Annotated in this window: 21 protein-coding genes; 13 read left to right on the top strand and 8 right to left on the bottom strand. The window is 72.6% G+C overall.

Features of this window, described 5'->3' with window-relative positions:
* Positions 1-85 precede the first annotated feature (85 nt).
* On the bottom strand, positions 86-511 hold the full coding sequence (locus KS423_RS13555) for a hypothetical protein (protein WP_224278796.1): 426 nt from the start codon (positions 509-511) through the stop codon (positions 86-88).
* A gap of 268 nt (positions 512-779) precedes the next feature.
* Here KS423_RS13555 and KS423_RS13560 point away from each other — a divergent pair, with 268 nt between their 5' ends.
* Both KS423_RS13560 and KS423_RS13565 read left to right on the top strand, forming a co-directional pair.
* Complete coding sequence (locus tag KS423_RS13560) at positions 780-1,649, top strand: MurR/RpiR family transcriptional regulator (protein WP_224278798.1); 870 nt, start codon at positions 780-782, stop codon at positions 1,647-1,649.
* Between the two features lie 57 nt (positions 1,650-1,706).
* The gene (locus KS423_RS13565; RefSeq protein ID WP_224278800.1) at positions 1,707-2,027 is read left to right on the top strand and encodes a hypothetical protein; all 321 of its coding nucleotides are present in this window, start codon (positions 1,707-1,709) and stop codon (positions 2,025-2,027) included.
* 1 nt (position 2,028) lies between these two features.
* On the opposite strand, the gene KS423_RS13570 is transcribed toward KS423_RS13565, so the two are convergent.
* The gene (locus KS423_RS13570) at positions 2,029-2,562 is read right to left on the bottom strand and encodes a Uma2 family endonuclease (RefSeq protein ID WP_224278801.1); all 534 of its coding nucleotides are present in this window, start codon (positions 2,560-2,562) and stop codon (positions 2,029-2,031) included.
* A 222-nt stretch (positions 2,563-2,784) separates the two neighbouring features.
* On the opposite strand from KS423_RS13570, the gene hutU reads away from it, so the two are divergent.
* From hutU to hutI, 4 genes are read left to right on the top strand one after another with little or no spacing between them, the layout of a single operon-like run.
* A complete protein-coding gene (hutU, locus tag KS423_RS13575) occupies positions 2,785-4,455 on the top strand; it encodes a urocanate hydratase (RefSeq protein WP_224278803.1) in 1,671 nt (556 codons plus the stop codon).
* Positions 4,456-4,472: 17 nt separating this feature from the next.
* Positions 4,473-5,654, top strand: coding sequence for an allantoate amidohydrolase (locus KS423_RS13580; RefSeq protein WP_224278835.1), 1,182 nt, complete (start codon positions 4,473-4,475; stop codon positions 5,652-5,654).
* Entirely contained in the window at positions 5,645-7,021 is a 1,377-nt protein-coding gene (locus KS423_RS13585) for a formimidoylglutamate deiminase (protein WP_224278805.1), read from the top strand. The genes KS423_RS13580 and KS423_RS13585 overlap by 10 nt, the downstream gene beginning before the upstream one ends.
* A gap of 34 nt (positions 7,022-7,055) precedes the next feature.
* A complete protein-coding gene (gene hutI, locus KS423_RS13590; RefSeq protein ID WP_224278807.1) occupies positions 7,056-8,240 on the top strand; it encodes an imidazolonepropionase in 1,185 nt (394 codons plus the stop codon).
* Positions 8,241-8,295: 55 nt separating this feature from the next.
* Here the strand turns inward: hutI and KS423_RS13595 are convergent, their stop codons facing one another.
* The gene (locus tag KS423_RS13595; RefSeq protein ID WP_224278815.1) at positions 8,296-10,323 is read right to left on the bottom strand and encodes a prolyl oligopeptidase family serine peptidase; all 2,028 of its coding nucleotides are present in this window, start codon (positions 10,321-10,323) and stop codon (positions 8,296-8,298) included.
* A gap of 144 nt (positions 10,324-10,467) precedes the next feature.
* Positions 10,468-11,991: a peptide MFS transporter gene (locus KS423_RS13600; protein ID WP_224278817.1), complete on the bottom strand. Its 1,524-nt coding sequence runs from the start codon at positions 11,989-11,991 to the stop codon at positions 10,468-10,470.
* Positions 11,992-12,320: 329 nt separating this feature from the next.
* On the opposite strand from KS423_RS13600, the gene KS423_RS13605 reads away from it, so the two are divergent.
* Positions 12,321-12,995: a response regulator transcription factor gene (locus KS423_RS13605; RefSeq protein ID WP_030058577.1), complete on the top strand. Its 675-nt coding sequence runs from the start codon at positions 12,321-12,323 to the stop codon at positions 12,993-12,995.
* 117 nt (positions 12,996-13,112) lie between these two features.
* The gene (locus KS423_RS13610; RefSeq protein WP_224278818.1) at positions 13,113-14,357 is read left to right on the top strand and encodes an ATP-binding protein; all 1,245 of its coding nucleotides are present in this window, start codon (positions 13,113-13,115) and stop codon (positions 14,355-14,357) included.
* A 190-nt stretch (positions 14,358-14,547) separates the two neighbouring features.
* Here the strand turns inward: KS423_RS13610 and KS423_RS13615 are convergent, their stop codons facing one another.
* Positions 14,548-15,042 (bottom strand): GtrA family protein, encoded by a 495-nt coding sequence (locus KS423_RS13615; RefSeq protein ID WP_224278821.1) that lies wholly within the window; start codon positions 15,040-15,042, stop codon positions 14,548-14,550.
* 325 nt (positions 15,043-15,367) lie between these two features.
* Between KS423_RS13615 and KS423_RS13620 the strand changes: the two genes are divergently transcribed.
* The 4 genes from KS423_RS13620 (at position 15,368) to KS423_RS13635 (ending at position 18,822) form a co-directional block, all read left to right on the top strand.
* Positions 15,368-16,507 carry a 5-(carboxyamino)imidazole ribonucleotide synthase gene (locus KS423_RS13620; RefSeq protein WP_224278837.1) on the top strand — a complete coding sequence of 380 codons (1,140 nt, stop codon included), beginning with the start codon at positions 15,368-15,370 and terminating at the stop codon, positions 16,505-16,507.
* Complete coding sequence (gene purE, locus KS423_RS13625; RefSeq protein WP_224278823.1) at positions 16,504-17,040, top strand: 5-(carboxyamino)imidazole ribonucleotide mutase; 537 nt, start codon at positions 16,504-16,506, stop codon at positions 17,038-17,040. Before KS423_RS13620 ends, purE begins: the two co-directional genes overlap by 4 nt.
* A 36-nt stretch (positions 17,041-17,076) precedes the next feature.
* Positions 17,077-18,291: a dipeptidase gene (locus tag KS423_RS13630; RefSeq protein WP_224278825.1), complete on the top strand. Its 1,215-nt coding sequence runs from the start codon at positions 17,077-17,079 to the stop codon at positions 18,289-18,291.
* 105 nt (positions 18,292-18,396) lie between these two features.
* On the top strand, positions 18,397-18,822 hold the full coding sequence (locus tag KS423_RS13635; RefSeq protein WP_224278826.1) for a CoA-binding protein: 426 nt from the start codon (positions 18,397-18,399) through the stop codon (positions 18,820-18,822).
* A 137-nt stretch (positions 18,823-18,959) separates the two neighbouring features.
* Here KS423_RS13635 and KS423_RS13640 read toward each other — a convergent pair whose 3' ends face one another.
* From KS423_RS13640 to KS423_RS13650, 3 genes are all read right to left on the bottom strand, one after another.
* Positions 18,960-20,036, bottom strand: a complete 1,077-nt coding sequence (locus tag KS423_RS13640) for a hypothetical protein (protein WP_224278828.1) — start codon at positions 20,034-20,036, stop codon at positions 18,960-18,962.
* 334 nt (positions 20,037-20,370) lie between these two features.
* Positions 20,371-20,835: a hypothetical protein gene (locus KS423_RS13645; RefSeq protein WP_224278830.1), complete on the bottom strand. Its 465-nt coding sequence runs from the start codon at positions 20,833-20,835 to the stop codon at positions 20,371-20,373.
* A gap of 137 nt (positions 20,836-20,972) precedes the next feature.
* Positions 20,973-22,310 (bottom strand): UDP-glucose/GDP-mannose dehydrogenase family protein, encoded by a 1,338-nt coding sequence (locus tag KS423_RS13650; RefSeq protein ID WP_224278833.1) that lies wholly within the window; start codon positions 22,308-22,310, stop codon positions 20,973-20,975.
* A 218-nt stretch (positions 22,311-22,528) separates the two neighbouring features.
* On the opposite strand from KS423_RS13650, the gene KS423_RS13655 reads away from it, so the two are divergent.
* Positions 22,529-22,697, top strand: a 169-nt coding sequence (locus KS423_RS13655) for an acyl-CoA dehydrogenase family protein (protein WP_224278839.1), incomplete at its 3' end; no start/stop codon positions are given.

Below are 22,697 nucleotides of genomic sequence, written 5' to 3' on the forward strand. Positions count from 1 at the left end.
GTCGCCTCCGGCGAGCTGGTGCGGGCGGTCGAGCGGGTCACCGGCCCGCTGGCCTGAGCCGGTGCCGCCGCGGGGTGGCGGGGGCTCAGTCCCAGTCGCTCCGCGGCGAGCGCGCGCCGCGGTTCCCGCGGTTGCGCAGCTCGCCCAGGGCGGCGGCGAGGTTGACCCCGACGATGCCCGCCCAGCAGACCACCAGGCCGGCGAAGCCGCCGCTGTCCGGGCTTCCCGCGATCGCCGTCAGCGGGATGCCGAGGACCAGCGAGGTCACCGCGAGCCCGGTGCTGGAGCGCTTGCCGAAGCCCGAGCGGCGCGGGTGGTCCCGGTGGTGGGACCGCGGCTCGTAGTCGTCCATCCGCTCGGCCACCGACCGCTTGACCCGGGCGTCCAGGCGGTCGTCGAGCCGCTTCATGAAGGAGTCGACGAGTGCGTCCTCGTACTCCTTGCCGAGCTCCTTGCGGGCCTGGAGGGTGGCGTCGAGGTCGCGGCGCAGTTCGTCCTGACGAGTGTCCATGGAACCAGGGTGGGGCCGCCGGGGCGTCCGGTCCATCCGTTCGCAGGAGGAATCCGGGCGGGCTCAGGGACAAATCAGGGTTACCCCGACCCCGGCGCGGGCGTCCACCGGCGGTCCACCGGCCGTCGGAGCCCGTCCGAACCCGTCCCGATCCGTCCGATCCGTGGGGCGTCTCACCCGGCGTCCCGTCGTACGAGACGTCTTTGCCAGGTGCGGCGCGCTGCTGCACAGTCGTCGTCCGAACCGCTCGCACCCGGAGGTACCGCTGATGACCGCCACCGACGAGACCGGCAGCGTCGGCCCCTCCGCCCGGCTGCTCCAACTGTTCGAGGGGCACCGGCTGACGCCGACCCAGCGCCGGATCGCGCACTCGCTGGTGCGGCACGCCACCGAGGCGCCGTTCCTGTCCAGCGTGGAGGTCGCCGAACTCGCGGGCGTCAGCCAGCCGTCCGTCACCCGCTTCGCGGTCGCGCTCGGGTACGACGGCTACCCGGCGCTGCGCAAGCAGCTGCGCGAACTCGGCGGCGGCGAGCAGGCCGCGCCGGAGACCCCGGACGACGCGGTGCGCAACGAGCACCAGCAGGCCGTGCTCGCCGAGATCGCGCACCTGCGCCACCTCGCCGAACTCCTCGCCGACCCGGAGCCGATCACCCGGGCCGCCCGGCTGCTCGCCGCCTCCCGCCCGCTGCCGGTGCTCGGCCTGCGGGCCGCCTCGGCGCAGGCACGCGGCTTCGCCTACTTCGCGGCCAAGGTGCACCCGGACATCCGGCTGCTGGACGAGGGCGGCAGCATGCTCGCCGACCGGCTGGAGCAGGCCCGGGCAGCCGGGGCCAGCGCGCTGCTCTGCTTCGCGCTGCCGCGCTATCCGCGGGAGCTGATGGATGCGCTGACGGTGGCCCGCGAGTGCGGGCTGACGGTGCTCACCGTGGCCGACAGCGCCTTCGCGCCGGTCGCCAAGCTGTCCGACCTGATGCTGCCGGCGGCCGTCGGCACCGGGCTGGTCTTCGACACCGCGTGCGCGCCGATGATGCTCGGCCGGGTGCTGCTGCAGTCCATGTGCGACGAACTCCCGGGCGCGGAGGCCCGGTTGGAGGCGATCGAGCAGTCCGCGGCGGCACGTGGGCTGTTCTTGGAATGACGGCGGGGGAGTAGCCGTCACCAACCCGGGCATCCCCTCCTACAGGGGGTGTCACCCATGCGCGTGATCCACGAGATGAAGTTCGTCGCCCGGCTTTCCTCGGGCGCCGACGAATGGTCCTGCCCCGCCTGCGGACGCCGCGTCACCCTGCGGCGCCTGCCCGAACCCGAACTGACCGTCCTCGACCCGGGCGACGAGTCGGCCGTCCACGTCGGCGTCATCGAACCCGACGCCCGCGCCGTTGAGGCCGCCGAGAAGTACGGCCTCGGCCCCGTCCAGAACATCCCCCGCCCGCCGTCCCCGCCCGCCCCCGACGCCGACGACCGCCGCTGGCTCGCCGAGATCGGCATCGACTGGGACGGCGGTGCGGCGGCCTGACTCAGCCGCGCGGCGCGTACAGCGGAAGACCGGAGGTGTCCAGCTCGGCGGGCAGTGGCGAGGGCAGCGGGACAGGCTCGCCGTACTTGCCGTGCAGGACGCCCTGGTACGCGCCGTCGTGGGGGTGGGTGTGGAGCGTCCAGGTGCCGTTGCGCGGGTCGAGCGCGAGCAGGACCGGGGCGCCGGTGCTCGCGTACCAGTCGGTCTTGGTGGCGACCGCCTTCAGACCCTCCGAATTGGAGATCATCTCGACGGCGAGGGCCGCCTCGTGCGGGTCGGCGAGCCGCCGGTCGTCGTTCTCCCGGTCGACGGGGAGGACGATCAGGTCGGGCGTGGCGTAGTCCTCGTCGTTGCCCGGCGTGTGGATGGACGACACCTCGTAGGCGCCGAGATCGGCCGGCAGCCGGGGGTCCAACTGGATGCGCGGCCGTCGCACGGTCCCTGTGCGCTTGCCGCGCGGCGTCGGGGACATCATCAGGGTTCCTCCGGTGATCTGGACACGAAGTCCCGTGCTCCGCTCGATCTTCTCTGCCACATCCCGGAGTCTGCCGGGCCGCACGGTGATGGCCGTCATCGTGTCCGCCGCTCCCTGGCGCTGGGCCGAGTGGCTGGTGTTCGCCCTGGTTCAGGCTGGCGCGCCAAGTCGGCCGGTGCCGTGGCTGATCGGATTGTTCCGGGGGCTGGTCGAAACTCTCTTGTTTAGTTATATTCAGCCGAACCGAGCTTGAATGAATCCATCCGCAGGGAGGCCGGGACTATGGTGCAGCAGCAGGCGAGTGGGCCGCGCGAGGTGCGCGCGGCGCGTGGGACGGGGCTCACGGCGCAGGGGTGGCAGCAGGAGGCCGCCCTGCGGATGCTGATGAACAACCTCGATCCGGAGGTGGCCGAGCACCCGTCGAAGCTGGTGGTGTACGGCGGTACGGGCAAGGCGGCGCGGGACTGGCGGTCCTTCGACGCCATGGTGAAGACGCTGCAGGGGCTGAAGCAGGACGAGACCATGCTGGTCCAGTCCGGCCGGCCGGTCGGCGTGATGCAGACCCACGAGTGGGCGCCGCGCGTGCTGATCGCCAACTCCAACCTGGTCGGCGACTGGGCCAACTGGGAGGAGTTCCGCCGGCTGGAGAGCCTCGGGCTCACCATGTACGGGCAGATGACCGCCGGCTCGTGGATCTACATCGGCACCCAGGGCATCCTCCAGGGCACCTACGAGACCTTCGCCGCCGTCGCCAACAAGCGCTTCAACGGCACGCTGGAGGGCACCATCACCCTCACCGCCGGCCTCGGCGGGATGGGCGGCGCCCAGCCGCTGGCCGTCACCATGAACGGCGGCGTGGCGATCTGCATCGACTGCGACCCGTCCCGCATCTCCCGCCGGATCGAGCACCGCTACCTGGACGTCGAGGCCAAGGACCTCTCCCACGCGCTGGAGCTGGCCACCGCCGCCCGCGACAAGCGGCAGCCGCTCTCCATCGGCGTGCTGGGCAACGCCGCCGAGCTGGTCCCGCAGCTGCTCGCGATGGACGCGCCGATCGACATCGTCACCGACCAGACCAGCGCCCACGACCCGCTCAGCTACCTGCCGGTCGGCGTCGCCTTCGAGGACATGGCGGACTACGCGGCCGCCAAGCCCGCCGAGTTCACCCAGCGCTCGCGCGAGTCGATGGCCCGGCACGTCGAGGCGATGGTCGGCTTCCTGGACCGCGGCGCCGAGGTCTTCGACTACGGCAACTCGATCCGCGGCGAAGCACAACTGGCCGGCTACGACCGCGCCTTCGCCTTCCCCGGCTTCGTCCCGGCGTACATCCGCCCGCTGTTCTGCGAGGGCAAGGGCCCGTTCCGCTGGGCGGCGCTGTCCGGTGACCCGCAGGACATCCACAAGACCGACAAGGCCGTCCTCGACCTCTTCCCGGAGAACGAGTCGCTGGCCCGCTGGATCAAGATGGCCCAGGAGAAGGTGCACTTCCAGGGCCTGCCGGCGCGCATCTGCTGGCTCGGCTACGGCGAGCGCGACAAGGCCGGCGAGCGCTTCAACGACATGGTCGCCTCCGGTGAGCTGTCCGCCCCGATCGTGATCGGCCGCGACCACCTGGACTGCGGCTCGGTCGCCTCCCCGTACCGGGAGACCGAGGCGATGCTGGACGGCTCCGACGCGATCGCCGACTGGCCGCTGCTCAACGCCATGGTCAACGTCGCCTCCGGCGCCTCCTGGGTCTCCATCCACCACGGCGGCGGGGTCGGCATCGGCCGCTCGATCCACGCCGGCCAGGTCACCGTCGCCGACGGCACCGCGCTGGCCGGGGAGAAGATCCGCCGGGTGCTCACCAACGACCCGGGCATGGGCGTCATCCGGCACGTGGACGCCGGGTACGACCGGGCCACCGAGGTCGCCGCCGAGCGTGGCGTCCGCGTTCCGATGGGCGAGCTGTGACCTCGTCCTTCCAAGAGATGTGGGCGGAGCTGCTCCCGGTGGGCCGCTCCGCCTCCTCCGGCGGCTACCGCCGCTTCGCCTGGAACTCCGCCGACGCCGAGTGCCGGGCCTGGTTCGAGCAGCAGGCCCGCAGCCGCGGCCTGGCGTACGAGCTGGACCGCAACGGCAACCAGTGGGCCTGGCTGGGCGATCCGCAGGCCGCCGGGGCCGTGGTGACCGGCTCGCACCTGGACTCCGTCCCGGACGGCGGTGCCTTCGACGGCCCGCTCGGCGTGGTGTCCTCCTTCGCCGCGCTGGACGAACTCCGCGCCCGCGGCGCCGAGTTCAGCAAGCCCCTGGCGATCGTCAACTTCGGTGACGAGGAGGGCGCCCGGTTCGGCGTGGCCTGCATCGGCTCCCGGCTGACCGCCGGGGTGCTGTCCCCGGAGCAGGCGTACGACCTGCGCGACGCCGACGGCGTCCGGCTGCCCGACGCGATGGAGCGGGCCGGCTACGACCCGACCGCGATCGGCGCGGACGACGACCGGCTGGCCCGGATCGGCGCCTTCGTCGAACTCCACGTCGAGCAGGGCCGCTGCCTCGCCGAGGGGCAGCCGGTCGGCGTGGCCGGGGCGATCTGGCCGCACGGCCGCTGGCGGTTCGACTTCCACGGCGAGGCCAACCACGCCGGCACCACCCGGATCGAGGACCGCCGCGACCCGATGCTGACCTACGCCAACACCGTGCTTGCCGCCCGCAAGAAGGCGAAGCAGGCGGGCGCGCTGGCCACCTTCGGCAAGGTCGCGGTCGAGCCCAACGGCACCAACGCGATCGCCTCGCTGGTGCGCGGCTGGCTGGACTCCCGGGCGGCGGACGAGCGCACCCTCACCGCACTGGTCGCCGAGATCGAGCGGGCCGCCGCCGAGCGCGGCGAGCGCGACGGCGTCCGGGTCGAGCTGACCCGCGAGTCCTACACCCCGGTGGTGGACTTCGACGGCCCGCTGCGCGACCGGCTGGCCAAGCTGCTGGACGCCCCGGTGCTGCCCACCGGCGCGGGACACGACGCCGGCATCCTGGCGTCCGCGATCCCGACCGCCATGCTGTTCGTGCGCAACCCCACCGGCGTCTCGCACTCCCCGGCCGAGTACGCCGAGGAGGCCGACTGCCTGGCCGGGGTCGCCGCCCTCGCCGACGTACTGGAGGACCTGGCGTGTCAGTGACCCCATCCGAAGGGGCCGGGCCGGTGCGCTACTGGGCGCAGTACGCCTGGCTGCCGCACGACGACGGGCCGGCGGTCGAGCAGGACGTGCTGATCACCACCGGCCCCGGCGGGACGATCGCCGCCGTCACCCCGGACAGCGGCCCCTGCCCGCCCGGCGCCGTCCGGCTCGACGGGCTGCTGCTGCCCGGCCAGGCCAACGCCCACTCGCACGCCTTCCACCGGGCACTGCGCGGGCACGTCCAGGTAGGCTCCGGGACCTTCTGGACCTGGCGCGACACCATGTACCGGTTCGCCGGCGCGCTGGACCCGGACCGCTACCTGGAGCTCGCCACCGCCGTCTACGCCGAGATGGCGCTGGCCGGCATCACCGCCGTCGGCGAGTTCCACTACCTGCACCACGCGCCCGGCGGCGCCCGGTACGCCGATCCGAACGCGATGGGCGAGGCGCTGATCGAGGCCGCCGCCCGGGCCGGCATCCGGATCACCCTGCTGGACACCTGCTACCTGTCCTCCGGCTTCGGCGCCGAGCCGACCGCGCCGCAGCAGCGGTTCAGCGACGGCGACGCGGAGGCCTGGGCCGAGCGGGCGGACGCGCTCAAGCCGCGCGAGCACGCCCGGATCGGCGCCGCCATCCACTCGGTGCGGGCCGTCCCGGCCGAGCAGCTGGGCACCGTCGCGCACTGGGCGGCGATGCGCGAGGCGCCGCTGCACGTCCACCTGTCCGAGCAGACCGCCGAGAACGACGCCTGCCTGGCCGCGCACGGCGTCACCCCGACCCGGCTGCTCGCCGACCGCGGCGCGCTCGGCCCGCGCACCTCGGCCGTGCACGCCACCCACCTGACCGACGAGGACGTCCGGCTGCTCACCGACTCCTCCACCACGGTCTGCATGTGCCCCACCACCGAGCGGGACCTCGCGGACGGCATCGGCCCGGCCCGCCGGCTCGCCTCGGCGGGCTCCCCGATCACCCTGGGCAGCGACAGCCACGCGGTGATCGACCCGTTCGAGGAAGCCCGCGCGCTGGAGCTGGACGAACGGCTGCGCACCCGCACCCGCGGCCACTGGACGGCGGGCGCCCTGCTGCGGGCCGGCACCGAGGACGGGCACGCCTCGCTCGGCTGGCCGGAGGCCGGACGGGTCGAGGCCGGGGCGCTCGCCGACTTCACCGTCATCGCGCTGGACACCGTCCGCACGGCGGGCCCGCCGCCCCGGCTCGGCGCCGAGATCGCGGTCTTCGCGGCCTCGGCGGCGGACGTGCGGCACGTGGTGGTCGGCGGCCGGCACGTCGTCCGGGACGGCGTGCACCGGCTGGTGGCCGACGTGCCGGGCGCGCTGCGCTCCGCGATCGGTGCGCTGGACTGCTGACCTGTTCCCTGAACCCCCTTCGGAAGGCCTTGTCGTGACCACCAGGAACACCAGGACCACCTTGATCACGGGCATCGGCAGCCTGGTCACCAACGACCTCGGGCAGGGCGCCGGGCCGCTCGGCCTGGTGACCGACGCGGCCGTGGTGGTCGAGGGCGACACCGTCGCCTGGGTCGGCCCGGCGGCCGGCGCCCCGGCGGCGGACGAGCGCTTCGACGCCGAGGGCCGGGCCCTGCTGCCCGGTTTCGTCGACTCGCACGCCCACCTGGTGTTCGCGGGCGACCGCACCGCCGAGTTCAACGCCCGGATGTCCGGGCAGTCGTACACGGCGGGCGGCATCCGGACCACGGTGGCGGCCACCCGGGCGGCGAGCGACGCCGAACTGGACGCCAACTTGGCCCGGTTCGTCCGGGAGGCGCTGCGCCAGGGCACCACCACCATCGAGTGCAAGTCCGGCTACGGACTGACGGTGGAGGACGAGGCGCGCGCCCTGCGGATCGCCGCCGGGCACACCCCGGAGACCACCTACCTGGGCGCCCACGTGGTCGCCCCCGAGTTCGCCGAGGACCCGGCCGGGTACGTCGACCTGGTCACCGGCGAGATGCTGGACGCCTGCGCCCCGTACGCCCGTTGGGTGGACGTGTTCTGCGAGAAGGGCGCCTTCGACGGGGAGCAGGCCCGGGCGGTCCTGACCGCCGGCATCGAGCGCGGCCTCACCCCCCGGGTGCACGCCAACCAGCTCTCGTACGGGCCCGGCGTGCAGCTGGCCGTCGAGCTGGGGGCCGCCTCGGCGGACCACTGCACGCATCTGACGGACGAGGACGTGGCGGCGCTGGCCGGCTCGGCGACGGTGGCCACCCTGCTGCCGGGGGCGGAGTTCTCCACCCGGGCCGAGTACCCGAGCGGGCGCAGGCTGCTGGACGCGGGCGCGGTGGTGGCGCTGTCCACCGACTGCAACCCGGGCTCCAGCTTCACGAGTTCGATGGCGTTCTGCATCGCGGTCGCGGTGCGGGAGATGGGGATGACCCCGGACGAGGCGGTCTGGGCGGCCACCGCGGGCGGCGCCCGGGCGCTGCGGCGCAGCGACGTCGGCGTGGTCGTGCCCGGCGCCCGGGCGGACCTGCTGCTGCTGGACGCGCCCTCGCACGTCCACCTGGCCTACCGGCCGGGCGTGCCGCTGACGGCGGCGGTCTGGCGGGCCGGCGTCCGCGAGCTCTGACGAGCCGTCGGAGGAGGGCCCGTGTCCGGTCGCGCGACCGGACACGGGCCCTCGCTCATGCCAGGCCCAGCGAGCGCCGCAGGAAGTGCAGTTCGTGGGTCAGCAGGTTCTCCACCACCGCCTCGTCGGTGGGCCGGTGGCCGGTGGCGCGCAGCGGGAGGACCTCGTGCGGGCGACCGGCGGCGAGCAGGGCGGCGGACAGCCGCAGGGTGTGGGCCGGGTAGACGTTGTCGTCGGCGAGGCCCTGGATCAGCAGCAGCGGGCGGCTGAGCTTCGGCGCCTCGGCGATCAGCGAGCCGCCGTCGTAGTGCTCGGGGTGATCGTCGGGGTGGCCGAGGAAGCGCTCCTGCCAGTGGGTGTCGTAGAACCGCCAGTCGGCGGGGGCGGCCCCGGCGGAGGCGGCGTGGAAGACGTCCGGACGGCGCAGCACGGCGAGGGCGGCCAGGTAGCCGCCGTAGGACCAGCCGCGGATGGCGACCCGGTCGAGGTCGAGCAGCCCGGGTCGCAGCCGGTCGGCCGCCCGCAGGCCCTCGATCTGGTCGCCGAGGGCGGGCTCCGCCTTGTTGCCGTGGATCGTCTTGTCCCAGCGGGGCCCGCGTCCGGGGGTGCCGCGGCCGTCCACCACGAGGACCGCGAAGCCCTGGTCGGCGAACCACTGCGAGACCTGGTCCCACCAGAGGCCGCCGGTGGTGGCCTTCTGGGTCGCGGGCCCGCCGTACGGGTCGAGCAGGACGGGCAGCGGGCCGTCGCCGGGGCGGTGGCCGGCGGGCAGGAAGAGCGTGGCGCGCAGTTCGTGCGAGCCGAGCCGGAGCAGTTCGGGCCGTGCGGTGACGACGGGCGGCTCGGCGCGGGAGACGAGCGGGAGCGCCGGGCGGCCCTCGCGCAGGACGGTGGAGCGGCCGCCGGGGTGGCCCTGGGCCCGGGTGGAGAGCACCAGTGTGTCGCCGCGCCGCACGCCGGTGTGCAGGCCGGGGCCGCTGCTCAGCCGCTGTGGGCCGGTGTCCGGTCGGTACGTCCAGAGGTGGGTCTCGGTGGGTTCGTCGGAGGCGGTGAACAGCACCTGTTCGCCCTCCGTCCCGAGGACCGCGCGCAGCTGGAGCCCGGGCGGGGTGACCGGCTTGCCGTCGACGGTCAGGTGCCGGGTGTCGCCCAGGTCGGCGGTGTCCACCAGGGCGCCGGCCGCGGTGCGTGCCGGCAGACCGGGGAGCAGCTCGATCCAGTGCGCGTCCTGCCGCTCGGCGACCACCCGGGTGGCGCCGTCCGGCTCGATCGCCAGGGTGCGGACGGTGCGCTGGTCGCGGCTCTGCACGGCGGCGTACGGGCCGTGGTCGTCCCAGCCGGCGGCGGTGAGGTACTCGAAGGCGGCGCGGTCCCAGCGGACCTCGGTGGCGGTGCCGTCGAGGCCGAGCAGCCGCAGCGAGACCTCGGCGTTGGCGGTGCCGGCCAGCGGGTAGCGGATGGTGCGCGGCGGGCGGTGCGGGTCGGCGGGGTCGGCCAGGAAGAGGCGGGCGAGCGGGCTGTTGTCGATCCGGGCGACCAGCAGCGTGGTGCCGTCGGGGGACCACCAGTGGCCGCGGTCGCGGAACATCTCCTCGGCGGCGACGTACTCGGCGAGCCCGTAGGCGACGTCCTCGGCCTCGGGCCGGGCGAGCGCCCGCTCCTCCGTGCCGTCGACGCCGACCACCCGCAGGGCGCGGTCGCCGACGTAGGCGATCCGGCGGCCGGTCGGGTCGAGCCGGGGGTCCTCCGGCGGGCCGGGGACGGGGATCCGGCGGACGGTGCCGCCGGCGGTGTCGGCCAGCCACAGTGCGCCGTCCAGTGTGAAGGCGGCGAGCGCGCCCGCGGCGTCGGTGCTGTACGCGGCGATTCCCTCGTCGGCGCCCAGTGCGGCCGGGTCGGCGATCAGCCGCTCCGCGCCGGTGGCGGTGTCCAGGGCCCAGAGGCAGGCGAGCGGGTCGGTGCCGGTGCGGCCGCGCAGGAAGAGCACGGTGGTGCCGTCCGGCGAGGGCTCCGGCTGGACCGGGACGCCCAGGGTGAACCGCCGGGTGCGGGCCAGCTGACGGGGTAAGGAGAGGGTCGTCATGCCGGGCACCATAGGCATGGCCGACACACCCCTGTCGAGCGGATTGACGGTCGAGGGGGAACGGTCGTGCGGGAAACGGCCGGGGCCGCCGTGGATCTCAGGAATCCACGGCGGCCCCGGAGTCGTGAGCCGGAGGTCGGCGTGTCAGCGCACGTCGCCCATGAGGGCCTGGACCCGCTTGCGGTACGTGTAGACGGCGATCCCCGCGAGGACCGCGAGCGAGGCCTGCATCGCGATGATCCCGGTGCCGTCGAGGTTGATGCCGGCCAGCGAGAGCAGGCTCGTGGTGCAGTCGCCGGCGGTGACGGCGAGGAACCAGACGCCCATCATCTGGGAGGCGTACTTCTGCGGCGCCATCTTCGTGGTGACCGAGAGGCCGACCGGGGAGAGGCACAGCTCGCCGATGGTCTGGATCAGGTAGATCGAGACGAGCCACAGCGGGGAGACCGTGGTGCCGTTGTCCGTCATGGTCATCGGGATGATGAAGATGAAGAACGAGGCGCCGATCAGGAGCAGGCCCATCGAGAACTTCACGATGGTGTTCGGCTCCTTGTCGCGGCGGGACAGCCACAGCCACAGCCAGGCGAAGACCGGCGCGAGCGCCATCACGAACAGCGGGTTCAGCGACTGGTACCAGGTGGCCGAGAAGCCGAAGCCGAACAGGGTGTCCGCGGTCTTCTTGTCCGCGAACAGCGAGAGGGTCGACCCGCCCTGGTCGTAGATCATCCAGAAGATGGCGGCCGCGGCGAAGAACCAGATGTAGGCGGACATCTTGGACTGCTCGCCGGCGTTCAGGCTCTTGTCGCGCTTGATCCGGACCAGCACGGTGATCGGGATGAGCAGACCGGCCAGGGTCAGCGGGACCAGGGCCCAGTTCAGCGTGTAGACGCCCAGCCCCACGATGGCGGCGTAGAAGGCGGCGACGGCGAGGACCGTCACGCCGGCCTTCACCAGCAGGCTCTTGCGCTCCGCGGGCAGGAGCGGGTTGGGGACCTTGCTGCTCTTGGGGTTCAGGTGGCGGCTGCCCAGCAGGAACTGCACCAGACCGACGGCCATGCCGACCGCGGCCAGCCCGAAGCCCAGGTGCCAGCTGTACTCCTTGCCGACCGTCCCGATGATGAACGGGGCGACGAAGGCACCGAGGTTGATGCTCATGTAGAAGACCGTGAAGCCACCGTCGCGGCGCGGGTCCTCGGGGCCGTTGTAGAGCTGGCCGACCATCGTGGAGATGTTGGCCTTCAGCAGCCCGGAGCCGAGCGCGACCAGGAGCAGGCCGACGAAGAACGCCGCCTGGCCCGGGACGGCCAGCGCGATGTGGCCGAACATGATCACGAACCCGGCGATGGCGACCGTCTTGCGGGCACCCCAGACCCGGTCGCCGAACCAACCGCCGGGGTAGGCCATGAGGTAGACCATCGAGACGTAGACGGAGTAGATCGCCGTCGCCGTCGTCGCCGTCATGGCGAGGCCGCCGCCCTGGCTGCCGGTGGCGGCGTCGGCGCCGCCGGAGACCAGGTAGTAGATGAGCAGGGCGCGCATGCCGTAGTAGGAGAAGCGCTCCCACATCTCGGTCATGAACAGGGTGGCGAGACCTCGGGGGTGACCGAGGAAGGTCTTGCCGCTGGGAGAGGCCGACGTGACGTCGGCGTCCAGGGTCTTAGACGCCATGAGTAGTGGTTCCTTGCCTGACAGCGTCCGCCCAGGGGGATGGCGGCGGACGTGGACGAAACCACTCTACGTGGCGACATTTGGCTTTATCAGATGACAAAAGCCGTGAATCAGGTGTGGGAATGGCAACGTTGGCAACGAATATGCCCGATCTATCGATGGTAGATGGGCGTGTCTCCCTTCGGTTTCAAGATCGAAACGGAGATTCTTCACCGAACGACCGACCCGCCACGGCCCGTTGGGTGCGATGAAGGTCTTGTATAACGATCACGCTCTGTGAACTACCTCACAGGGCGTCCGGGTATACCCCGGCGGACTACCATCACCACATGACCTGTGTGCTGCTTGCCGAGGACGATCCGGCGATCTCCGAACCGCTCGCCCGGGCCCTGCGACGCGAGGGCTATGAGGTGCTCGTCCGCGAGGACGGTCCGACCGCACTGGCCGCCGGCCTCACCGAGGAGGTCGACCTCGTCGTCCTGGACCTCGGCCTGCCCGAGATGGACGGTCTGGAGGTCTGCCGCCGCCTGCGCGCCGACGGCAAGAGCTGCCCCGTCCTGGTGCTCACCGCCCGCGCGGACGAGGTGGACACCGTGGTCGGCCTGGACGCCGGCGCCGACGACTACGTCACCAAGCCCTTCCGCCTGGCCGAACTGCTCGCCCGCGTCCGGGCCCTGCTCCGGCGTGGCAACGTCGACCAGCTCACCACCGGCGCGCACGGCGTGAAGATCGACATCGAGTCCCACCGTGCCTGGCTCGGCGACGAGGAGCTCACCCTCTCCGCCAAGGAGTTCGAGCTGCTGCGGGTCCTGGTCCGGGACGCCGGCCGGGTGGTCACCCGCGAGGAGATCATGCGGCAGGTCTGGGACACCACCTGGTGGACCTCCACCAAGACCCTGGACATGCACATCTCCTGGCTCCGCAAGAAGCTCGGCGACGACGCGGCCAACCCCCGCTACATCGCCACCGTGCGCGGCGTGGGGTTCCGGTTCGAGAAGAACTGACCCCGCAGGAGCCCGTCGGCCCGTAGGAGCTCGTGCGAGCCTGTAGGAGATCAACCCCCGTAAGAGATCGGGGCCGGACGTCGTCCGGTGGAGCGGAACACCTCGGGGAGCGGCAGCGTGAAACGCAGGATGATCAACTCGCTGCTGGGCGTCGTCCTGGTGGTGGTCGCGGTGTTCTGCGTGCCGCTCGCCCTGGTCGAGAAGCGGACCATCGTCAACTCGGCCCAGGACCGGGTGGACGCGGCCGCCGTCCGGGTGCTCGCCCTCGTCGAGAGCCGGCTCGCCGCGGGCGAGCCGGTCACCGGGCGGGCGTTCGAGAGCCAGGTCACCGAGGGCAGCTACGTCGAGGTGCAGGTGCCCGGCCAGCCGGTGGTCTCCGCGGGCGAGCGCCCGGCCGGGAACCACCTGCTGAAGGCCGTCGAGCGGGGCAACAGCGGCGAGACCGTCACGGTCGAGCAGTCCCGCGAGGACGTCGACCACGAGATCGCCAACAACCTGCTGCTGCTCGGCGTGGTCGCCCTGCTCGCCGTCCAGGCCGCGGTGGCGCTCGCCGTCTGGCAGGCCAAGCGGCTCGCCCGGCCGCTCACCGACCTCGCCGAGACCGCCGAGCGGCTCGGCTCCGGCGACCCCCGCCCGCGCGACCGCCGCTACGGGGTGCCCGAGCTCGACCGGGTCGCCGAGGTGCTGGACACCAGTGCCGAGCGGATCGCCCGGATGCTGACCGCCGAGCGCCGGCTCGCCGCCGACGCCTCGCACCAGCTGCGCACCCCGCTCACCGCGCTCTCCATGCGGCTGGAGGAGATCACCGCCCTCGCCGAGGACCCGGAGACGGTCAAGGAGGAGGCGACCATCGCCCTCCAGCAGGTCGAGCGGCTCACCGACGTGGTCCAGCGGCTGCTCACCACCCAGCGCGACCCGCGCAGCCCCACCGCCGTCGCCTTCGACCTGGACGAGGTGATCAAGCAGCAGGTGGAGGAGTGGGGCCCGACGCTGCGGGAGAAGGGCCGGGTGCTCTCCCTGGAGGGACTGCACGGGGTCACCGCGGTCGGCACCCCGGGGACGGTGGCCCAGGTGCTGGCCACCCTGATCGAGAACTCGCTGATGCACGGCGCCGGGACGATCACCCTGCGGGTCCGGCCGTCCGGCACCTCGGTGGTGGTCGAGGTCCAGGACCAGGGCGCCGGCGTGCCGCCGGACCTCGGCAACCGGGTGTTCGAACGCGCGGTCAGCGGGCGCAACTCCACCGGCATCGGGCTGGCCGTCGCCCGCGACCTCGCGGAGGCGGACGGCGGGCGGCTCGAACTGCTCTCGCTGAAGCCGGCGGTGTTCGCGCTCTTCCTCGGGCGCAGCCACCAGGACTGAGCGGGTCCCGATCCGGGCACGAGGGTCCGGACCCACGCCATGGCGAGCCTGCCGGCCCCCTCGGCCGTGATCGTTCGCCGACCGTGCTCGCCCTCGGCCGCCACCGTCCTCCGGCGGCGGACACGGCAAGCCCCGGCGGCCGGGTCGGCCTGCCGGGGCTGCGAGGAGCGAGGAGCGGGGGCTGCGGGGCCTACTCGGCCTTGGCGAAGCGGATCGGCTCGGCGGCCAGCACCAGCTTGGCCTGCGCGGCCGGCTCCGGGCCGCCGGCGGCCGCCGACGACTGCTGGGCGGGCAGTCCGACCGGCTCCGGCACGGCCTTGAACACCCAGGTGCGGTACGAGACGAAGCGGAACACGGTGGCCACGGCGAGGCCGATCACCTTGGCGCCGATCTGCTCGTAGTGCGAGCGCAGGTCGAGCACGTACACCGAGAAGCCGAGCACGCCGGTCTCGATCAGCATGCCGATGCCGCTGTAGACCAGGAAGAGTGTGATCTCCCGCTTGCGGGAGGCGGCGTCGCGGTCCCGGTACAGCCAGTAGCGGTAGCCCAGGTAGTTGGTCGCGATCGCGATCACTGTCGCGACGATGTTCGACCGCACCGAGGCCAGGCCCATGCCGTTGATGCAGACCCAGAAGACGGCGAAGTTGACCACCACGCCGCTCAGGCCGACGATGCCGAACTTCACGACTTCGCCCGTGAGCCCGCGCAGTTTCTGCGCAAGCGGGCGTTTCGAAGCTGCGGTCGTCGCCATACCGGACTGCCTCCATAGGCCTGCGGGTCGAAAGGGCCGGCCACGGCGGTGCGGCTACCCCTTGAGCCCTGCGTGCACGCACATGATCGGACCGCGCAGACCAGGACCCGGCCGACCAGGCTACCCGCTTCCATCGAACGGCTCAGCCCCTTGGGCGGCAGGTTGACATCTACGCGCGTCCGATCCGATGGCCCCGGCGGCGGCTCCACCACCCCCGACCGGCCCGGATATCCTGGGCCGCGTGACTTCCCCGGGCAATATGAATTTTCCAGTGGTGGGCATGATCGGCGGCGGGCAGCTGGCCCGCATGGCACACCAGGCGGGCATCCCGCTCGGGGTCAGGTTCAAACTCCTCGCCGACACGCCCCAGGACTCCGCCGCGCAGGTGGTCTCCGACGTCGTCCTCGGTGACTACCGCGACCTCGACACCCTGCGCGCCTTCGCCGCCGGCTGCGACGTGATCACCTTCGACCACGAGCACGTCCCCACCGAGCACCTGCGGGCCCTGGAGGCCGACGGCATCGCCGTCCGCCCCGGCCCGGACGCGCTGGTCAACGCCCAGGACAAGGGCGTGATGCGGGCCAAGCTGGACTCCATCGGCGTGCCCTGCCCCCGGCACCGGATCGTCGCCGACCCGGCAGACGTCACCGCGTTCGCGAACGAGGGCTCCGGGTACCCCGTCGTGCTGAAGACCGTCCGCGGCGGCTACGACGGCAAGGGCGTCTGGGTCGTCGACGACGAGGAGCAGGCGCAGGCCCCGTTCCTGGCCGGCGTCGCGGTGCTGGCCGAGGAGAAGGTCGACTTCGTCCGCGAGCTGGCCGCCAACGTGGTCCGCTCGCCCAGCGGCCAGGCCGTCGCCTACCCGGTGGTGGAGAGCGTCCAGGAGAACGGCGTCTGCGCCGAGGTCACCGCCCCCGCGCCGGACCTCGACCCGGCCCTGTCCGACGAGGCCCAGCAGCTCGCCCTGCGGATCGCCGGCGAACTCGGCATCGTCGGCCACCTCGCCGTCGAGCTGTTCCAGACCCGGGACGGCCGCGTCCTGGTCAACGAGCTGGCCATGCGTCCGCACAACTCCGGCCACTGGACCCAGGACGGCGCGGTCACCTCGCAGTTCGAGAACCACCTGCGGGCCGTCCTCGACCTCCCGCTCGGCGACCCCCGCCCGCGCGCCAAGTGGACCGTCATGGTCAACGTCCTCGGCGGCGACTACCCGGACATGTACCACCCCTTCCTGCACTGCATGGCCCGCGACCCCGGGCTGCGGATCCACATGTACGGGAAGGACGTGAAGCCCGGCCGCAAGGTCGGCCACGTCAACGTCTTCGGGGACGACCTCGACGACGTCCGCGAGCGCGCCCGCCACGCGGCCGCCTACCTGCGAGGAACGATCACCGAATGAGCCACGCTTCGAACGCACCCCTCGTCGGCATCGTGATGGGATCGGACTCCGACTGGCCGGTCATGGAGGCCGCCGCCCAGGCCCTCGACGAGTTCGAGGTCCCCTACGAGGTGGACGTCGTCTCCGCGCACCGGATGCCCCGCGAGATGGTCGCGTACGGCGAGCAGGCCCACGGGCGCGGCCTGAAGGCGATCATCGCGGGCGCCGGCGGCGCGGCCCACCTGCCGGGCATGCTCGCCTCGGTCACCCCGCTGCCCGTCATCGGCGTGCCGGTGCCGCTGCGCTACCTGGACGGCATGGACAGCCTGCTGTCGATCGTCCAGATGCCGGCCGGCGTGCCGGTGGCGACCGTCTCGGTGGCCGGCGCGCGCAACGCCGGCCTGCTCGCGGTGCGGATGCTCGCCGCCTTCGACCCCGAGCTCACCGAGAAGATGACCGACTTCCAGGCCGAGCTGAACAACCAGGCCACCGAGAAGGGCAAGAAGCTGCGCGCCAAGGTGGCCGGTTCCTCCTCCTTCGGCTTCGGAAAGTAGTTCGCCCACCCGCGGGGGTGGGGTAGAACAGCTCGCATGACCGCTGACCTGGACTCCCTCACCCCGCTGGACCGAGCCCGCGCCCTGCTGCGCACCGCCCCCGTCGTGGACGGCCACAACGACCTCCCCTGGGCGATGCGCGAGCAGGCCGGGTACGACCTCGGCGCGCTCGACCTCGCCGCCGACCAGAGCGACCGCCTGCACACCGACCTGGCCCGCCTCGCGGAGGGCGGGGTCGGCGCGCAGTTCTGGTCCGTCTACGTCCCCTCCTCGCTGGCCGGCGACCACGCGGTGAGCGCCACCCTGGAGCAGATCGACTTCGTCCACGCCCTGGTCGAGCGCTACCCGGACCGGCTGCGCCTGGCCCGTACCGCCGCGGACATCGAGGCCGCCCGCGCCGAGGGCCGGATCGCCTCCCTGATGGGCGCCGAGGGCGGCCACTCCATCGACTGCTCGCTGGCCACTCTGCGCGCCCTGTACGAGCTGGGCGTGCGGTACCTGACGCTCACCCACAACGACAACGTGCCGTGGGCGGACTCCGCGACCGACAAGCCGGTGGCCGGCGGGCTGACCCGGTTCGGCGAGGAGGTCGTCCGGGAGATGAACCGGCTCGGCATGCTGGTCGACCTCTCGCACGTCTCCGCCGACACCATGCGCGACGCCCTGCAGGTGACCGAGGCGCCGGTGGTCTTCTCGCACTCCTCCTCGCGCGCGGTCTGCGACCACCCGCGCAACATCCCGGACGACGTGCTCGCCCAGCTGCCCGCCAACGGCGGCGTGGCGATGGCGACCTTCGTGCCGAAGTTCATCCTGCCCGCCGCCATCGAGTGGACCCGGGCCGCCGACGAGAACATGCGCGCCCACGGCTTCCACCCGCTGGACACCACCCCGCCGGCCATGGAGCGCCAGCGCGCCTTCGAGGCCGCCAACCCGCGCCCGGTCGCCACCCCGGCCACCGTCGCCGACCACCTCGACCACATGCGCGAGGTGGCCGGCATCGACCACATCGGCATCGGCGGCGACTTCGACGGCACCGCCTTCCTGCCGGACGGCCTGGACTCGGTGGCCGGCTACCCCAACCTGGTCGCCGAACTCCTCGGCCGCCACTGGTCGGAGGCCGATCTGGCCAAGCTCACCTGGCACAACGCCGTCCGCGTCCTGCGCGACGCCGAGTCGGTGGCCGCCGGGCTGCGCGCGAGCCGCCGCCCGTCCATCGCCACCATCGCGCAGCTGGACGGCTCGGCCTCCTAGCCGAGCAGCGGGATCCCGGTGGCCGGGCACCTGCGGGAATGGCCGGGGGAGCGGTGGCGCTGGGGTGAGGTGGGTTCTCGGCACTCGGCTGCGAGGAGGCAGGGCATGTACGGCGACCCGGAGACGGTCCGGAAGATCCTTGGCGAGCTGGGCGACACCTGGGCCGTCGTGGGCCTCTCGTCCAACCAGCGGCGGGCGGCCTACGGCGTGGCCGAGGTGCTGCAGCGCTTCGGCAAGCGGATCGTGCCCGTGCACCCGAAGGCCGAGACGGTGCACGGCGAGAAGGGGTACGCGTCCCTCGCGGACATCCCCTTCGAGGTCGACGTCGTGGACGTCTTCGTCCGGCCCGACCTCGCCGGCGAGGTCGCGGACGAGGCGGCCGCCATCGGCGCCAAGGCCGTCTGGTTCCAGCTCGGCGTGATCGACGAGGCCGCGTACGAGCGGACGCGGGCGGCCGGCCTCGACACGGTGATGGACAAGTGCCCCGCCATCGAGATCCCGCGCCTCGGCCTGGCCGGCCGGTTCAGCTAGATCCCGACGTCTTCGAGGGCCGCCGGTCGTGCTCCGACCGGCGGCCCCTCGGTATTCCCGGCCTCAGCTGTTGCCCAGCAGGGCCGGGTGCGTGGCGGCAGGGCGTTTGGACCCCCGGCGGGGCGCCAACGGGTGGGTCAGCGCCACTCCAGGGCGACGTCGACGTAGCCGAGGGACGTCGCGGCCTCGTCGGGGGTGATCTGCTGGGGCTGGGCGCCAGGGGTCAGGTCGGTGACGAACGCGGTCTCCTGCTTGCCCTGGACGGAACGGAACAGGAGCTTCCTGCCGTCGGCGGAGATGGCCTTCGGGAGGTTCTTCCGGTCGGTGGCCGGGAGCAGGACGGGGCCGGCGGCGTCCTTGGCGTTCTCGTGGTCGTCGGGGTGCATCCGGTCGATGTCGAGGGTCCACAGGTTGTTCTGGTACGGCGGCTTCGCGCCTCCCAGCGTGGCGGGGGCGCAGAGCAGGGTGTGGTTGTCGACCCACCCGGACGGCCGGCATTCCGTGTCCTTGATCCTGCCGGCGGAGCCGCTCGCCTTCAGGGCGCCGTTCGCCGTCACGGTCACCACGTTCTGGCCTTCGCCGTCGACGTAGCCGACCGCGCGCCTTCCGTCCGGACTGAAGTACACGCTCCCTCCGGTCACGCCGTGCACCGGGGTGCCGCCGAGCGACAGGCCGAGGTCCCCGAATCCGGCGCTCGGTCCCGACCACTGCTCGGTCAGCCGGTGGTCGGCGGACAGGTCACGGCTGGCGATGTGGTCCTGACCGTTCGGGTCGCGGTACGTGAACCAGACGCTCCCGCCGTCGGGGGCGAAGAGGGCGTCCTTCTCCTTGGGCAGGCTGGTGAAGCCGGCGGGCGTACCGGTGAGATCGGTGAAGGTGCCGGCGAGATCGACGTAGCCGACGTGGCTCGCACCGGTCTTGTTGTCGGCGGTCACGACCGCGAGCCGGCTGAAGTCGTGGTCGAAGAGCTGCCGGACGCGCGGACCGAAGGCGGAGTCGGAGGCCTCCTCCCCGCTGCTTCCGGGATTCGGGAAGTTCCCCGCGCACAACTCCTGAAGGGCGCTCAGCTTCTCCCCCTGCCGTGAGCCGACCGCCGCCGTGGCGGGCAGGGTGAACGCGACCGAGGCCACCGTCTTCCAGCTGCCGGGTTCGAATCCGTGCACCCAGACCTTCGCCGGCCGGGAGGCGGACACCGTGCAGCCCGCACTGATCACGAGGTCGTGGTCACGGAAGGTCGCGTTCGTGGCGGCAGACGGCGTCTGCGGTGAAGCCTGGGAGGGAGCCGTGCCGGAGCTTCCCGAGGCGCTGGCGGGCTGTTGCCCGGAGCTTCCGCAGCCGGTGACCAGCGGAAGCAGCAGAGCAACCGCCGCCACGAGCCGCCGCCCGGTCCGCCCGCTCCCCGTCACGACCATCCAGACCCCCGTTGTTGTGCGACCACGCGTCAGAACCTGACGACAGGAACGGTCATAGGATCTCAGACTCGACGTGGCCGTGTCATTGATCAACCGCATGCGGTCCGCTGACCTGTGACGCAGTCACACCCCGGGCTCACAGGTTGAAGGCCCGGAGGCTGACCCGGGCCGTTTCGGCGTCGTCGTACGTGACCTTCAGCCGGACGACCGCGGCCTGCCCGTTCGGGTGGGCTCCGGCGGCCTCGTCGCTGCTGAAGCTCAGACCCGAGGCGGAGGCGGCGTCCTGCCGCACCCGGGGGAAGGCTTCCGTCAGCCGGGCGGCGAGGTTTGCCCGGGGCATCCGGAACTCGGCCTCGTAGCCGGCCTCCTGCCAGCCGCCGTCGTCCGTGCACGAGGCCCCGGCGGCCTTGGCGGGCAGTGAGCCGCCCGCGAAGGCCAGCACCTTCGAGCAGTCGGCCCTGACGGGCCCGTCACCGCTGCTGGTCCAGACGAACACGATGAGGCCCAGGTAGACGGCGGGTCCGAGCAGGACGACGGTCACCAGGCCTGCGGTCAGCCAGGTCAGCAGCCGGTCCAGCCCGCCGGTGCGTTCGGTGTGCATCAGGAGAACCCCCCGGTCTCTGTGGACAGCGAGGCACCGATCCTCGCACGCAATCTGAACATGTTCAAATAAGTGGGGGGCGGAAACGCCGCCGCCCCCGGGGAGGCCCGGGGGCGGCGAGGGGGATCGGGACGGCCTCAGCTCGGTCGGCCCAGGGCGCGGTAGGTCCAGCCGGCGGCGCGCCAGGCTTCGGCGTCCAGGACGTTGCGGCCGTCGAGGAGGCGGCGTTCGGCGACCACGGCGCCGAGTTCGGCCGGGTCCAGCTCGCGGAACTCGGACCACTCGGTGAGATGGAGGACGACGTGGGCGCCCTCGGCGGCCTCCAGGGCGGAGCGGGCGTAGGCGAGGGAGGGGAACATCTTGCGGGCGTTGTCCACGGCCTTCGGGTCGTAGACGGTGACCTGGGCGCCCTGGAGCTGGATCTGGGCGGCCACGTTGAGGGCGGGGGAGTCCCGGATGTCGTCCGAGTTGGGCTTGAAGGCGGCGCCGAGGACGGCGACCCGACGGCCCAGGAAACCGCCGCCGCACTGCTCACGGGCCAGCTCCACCATCCGGGAGCGGCGCCGCATGTTGATCGAGTCGACCTCGCGCAGGAAGGTCAGCGCCTGGTCGGCGCCGAGCTCGCCGGCCCGGGCCATGAACGCGCGGATGTCCTTGGGCAGGCAGCCGCCGCCGAAGCCGAGGCCGGAGTTGAGGAACTTGCCGCCGATCCGATCGTCGTAGGCGAGCGCCTTGCTGAGCTGGGTGACGTCCGCGCCGGCCGCCTCGCAGACCTCGGCCATCGCGTTGATGAAGGAGATCTTGGTGGCCAGGAAGCTGTTGGCGGCCGCCTTGACCAGTTCGGCGGTCGCGTAGTCGGTGACCATGAACGGCACCCCGGCCGCGATCGGCTCCGCGTACACCTCGCGCAGCAACCGCTCGGCCCGCTCGCTCTGGGCGCCGACCACGATCCGGTCCGGCCGCAGGGTGTCCTGCACGGCGAAGCCCTCACGCAGGAACTCCGGGTTCCAGGCGAGTTCGGCGCCCTCGCCGACCGGCGCCAGCGCGGCCAGTCGCTCGGCCAGCCGGGCCGCCGAGCCGACCGGGACGGTGGACTTGCCGACCACCAGGGCGGGGCGGGTCAGGTGCGGTGCGAGCTCGTCGATCGCGGTGTCGACGTACGACATGTCGGCCGCGAACTCGCCCTTGCGCTGCGGCGTGTTGACGCAGACGAAGTGCACGTCGCCGAACTCGGCGGCCTCCTGGGCGGAGGTGGTGAAGCGCAGCCGCCCGGTCGAACCCTCGTGCCCGGCCACGTGCTTGAGGAGCAGTTCGGACAGCCCCGGCTCGTACATCGGAACGCGGCCGGCGGTCAGCATGGCGATCTTGTCGGGGTCGATGTCCAGACCCAGCACCTCGAAGCCGAACTCGGCCATCGCGGCGGCGTGCGTGGCGCCGAGGTAGCCGGTGCCGATCACGGAGATGCGGAGGGTCACGGGTTCTCCTTGGATGCGGACGCGACCAGTACGGATGCCCCGATGCTATCCGTCCGCGGAGGGCGCTCCGGGATCACCTGCACGCACGGGACGCTAGGCAGCCGCAGGTCGGCGCCCTAGGATCTCTACTGAACGGTAGTTAACCGCGGATTCGACGCGGACCGGGCGTCGATCGGACCTCGCTCGGGCGTCGGTCACTGAACGACGAGGCAGGCATCATGGCGGGCAGCGCAGGGGCGGCTGACTTCGATCTCTTCCGCATCTCCGAGGAGCACGGGATGCTCCGTGAGGCGGTGCGTTCGCTGGCCGAGGCGAAGATCGCTCCGTTCGCGGCGGAGGTGGACGAGCAGGGGCGGTTCCCGCAGGAGGCGCTGGACGCGTTGCAGG

The sequence above is a fragment of the Streptomyces sp. LS1784 genome (assembly GCF_020103755.1).
Taxonomy (GTDB): domain Bacteria; phylum Actinomycetota; class Actinomycetes; order Streptomycetales; family Streptomycetaceae; genus Kitasatospora.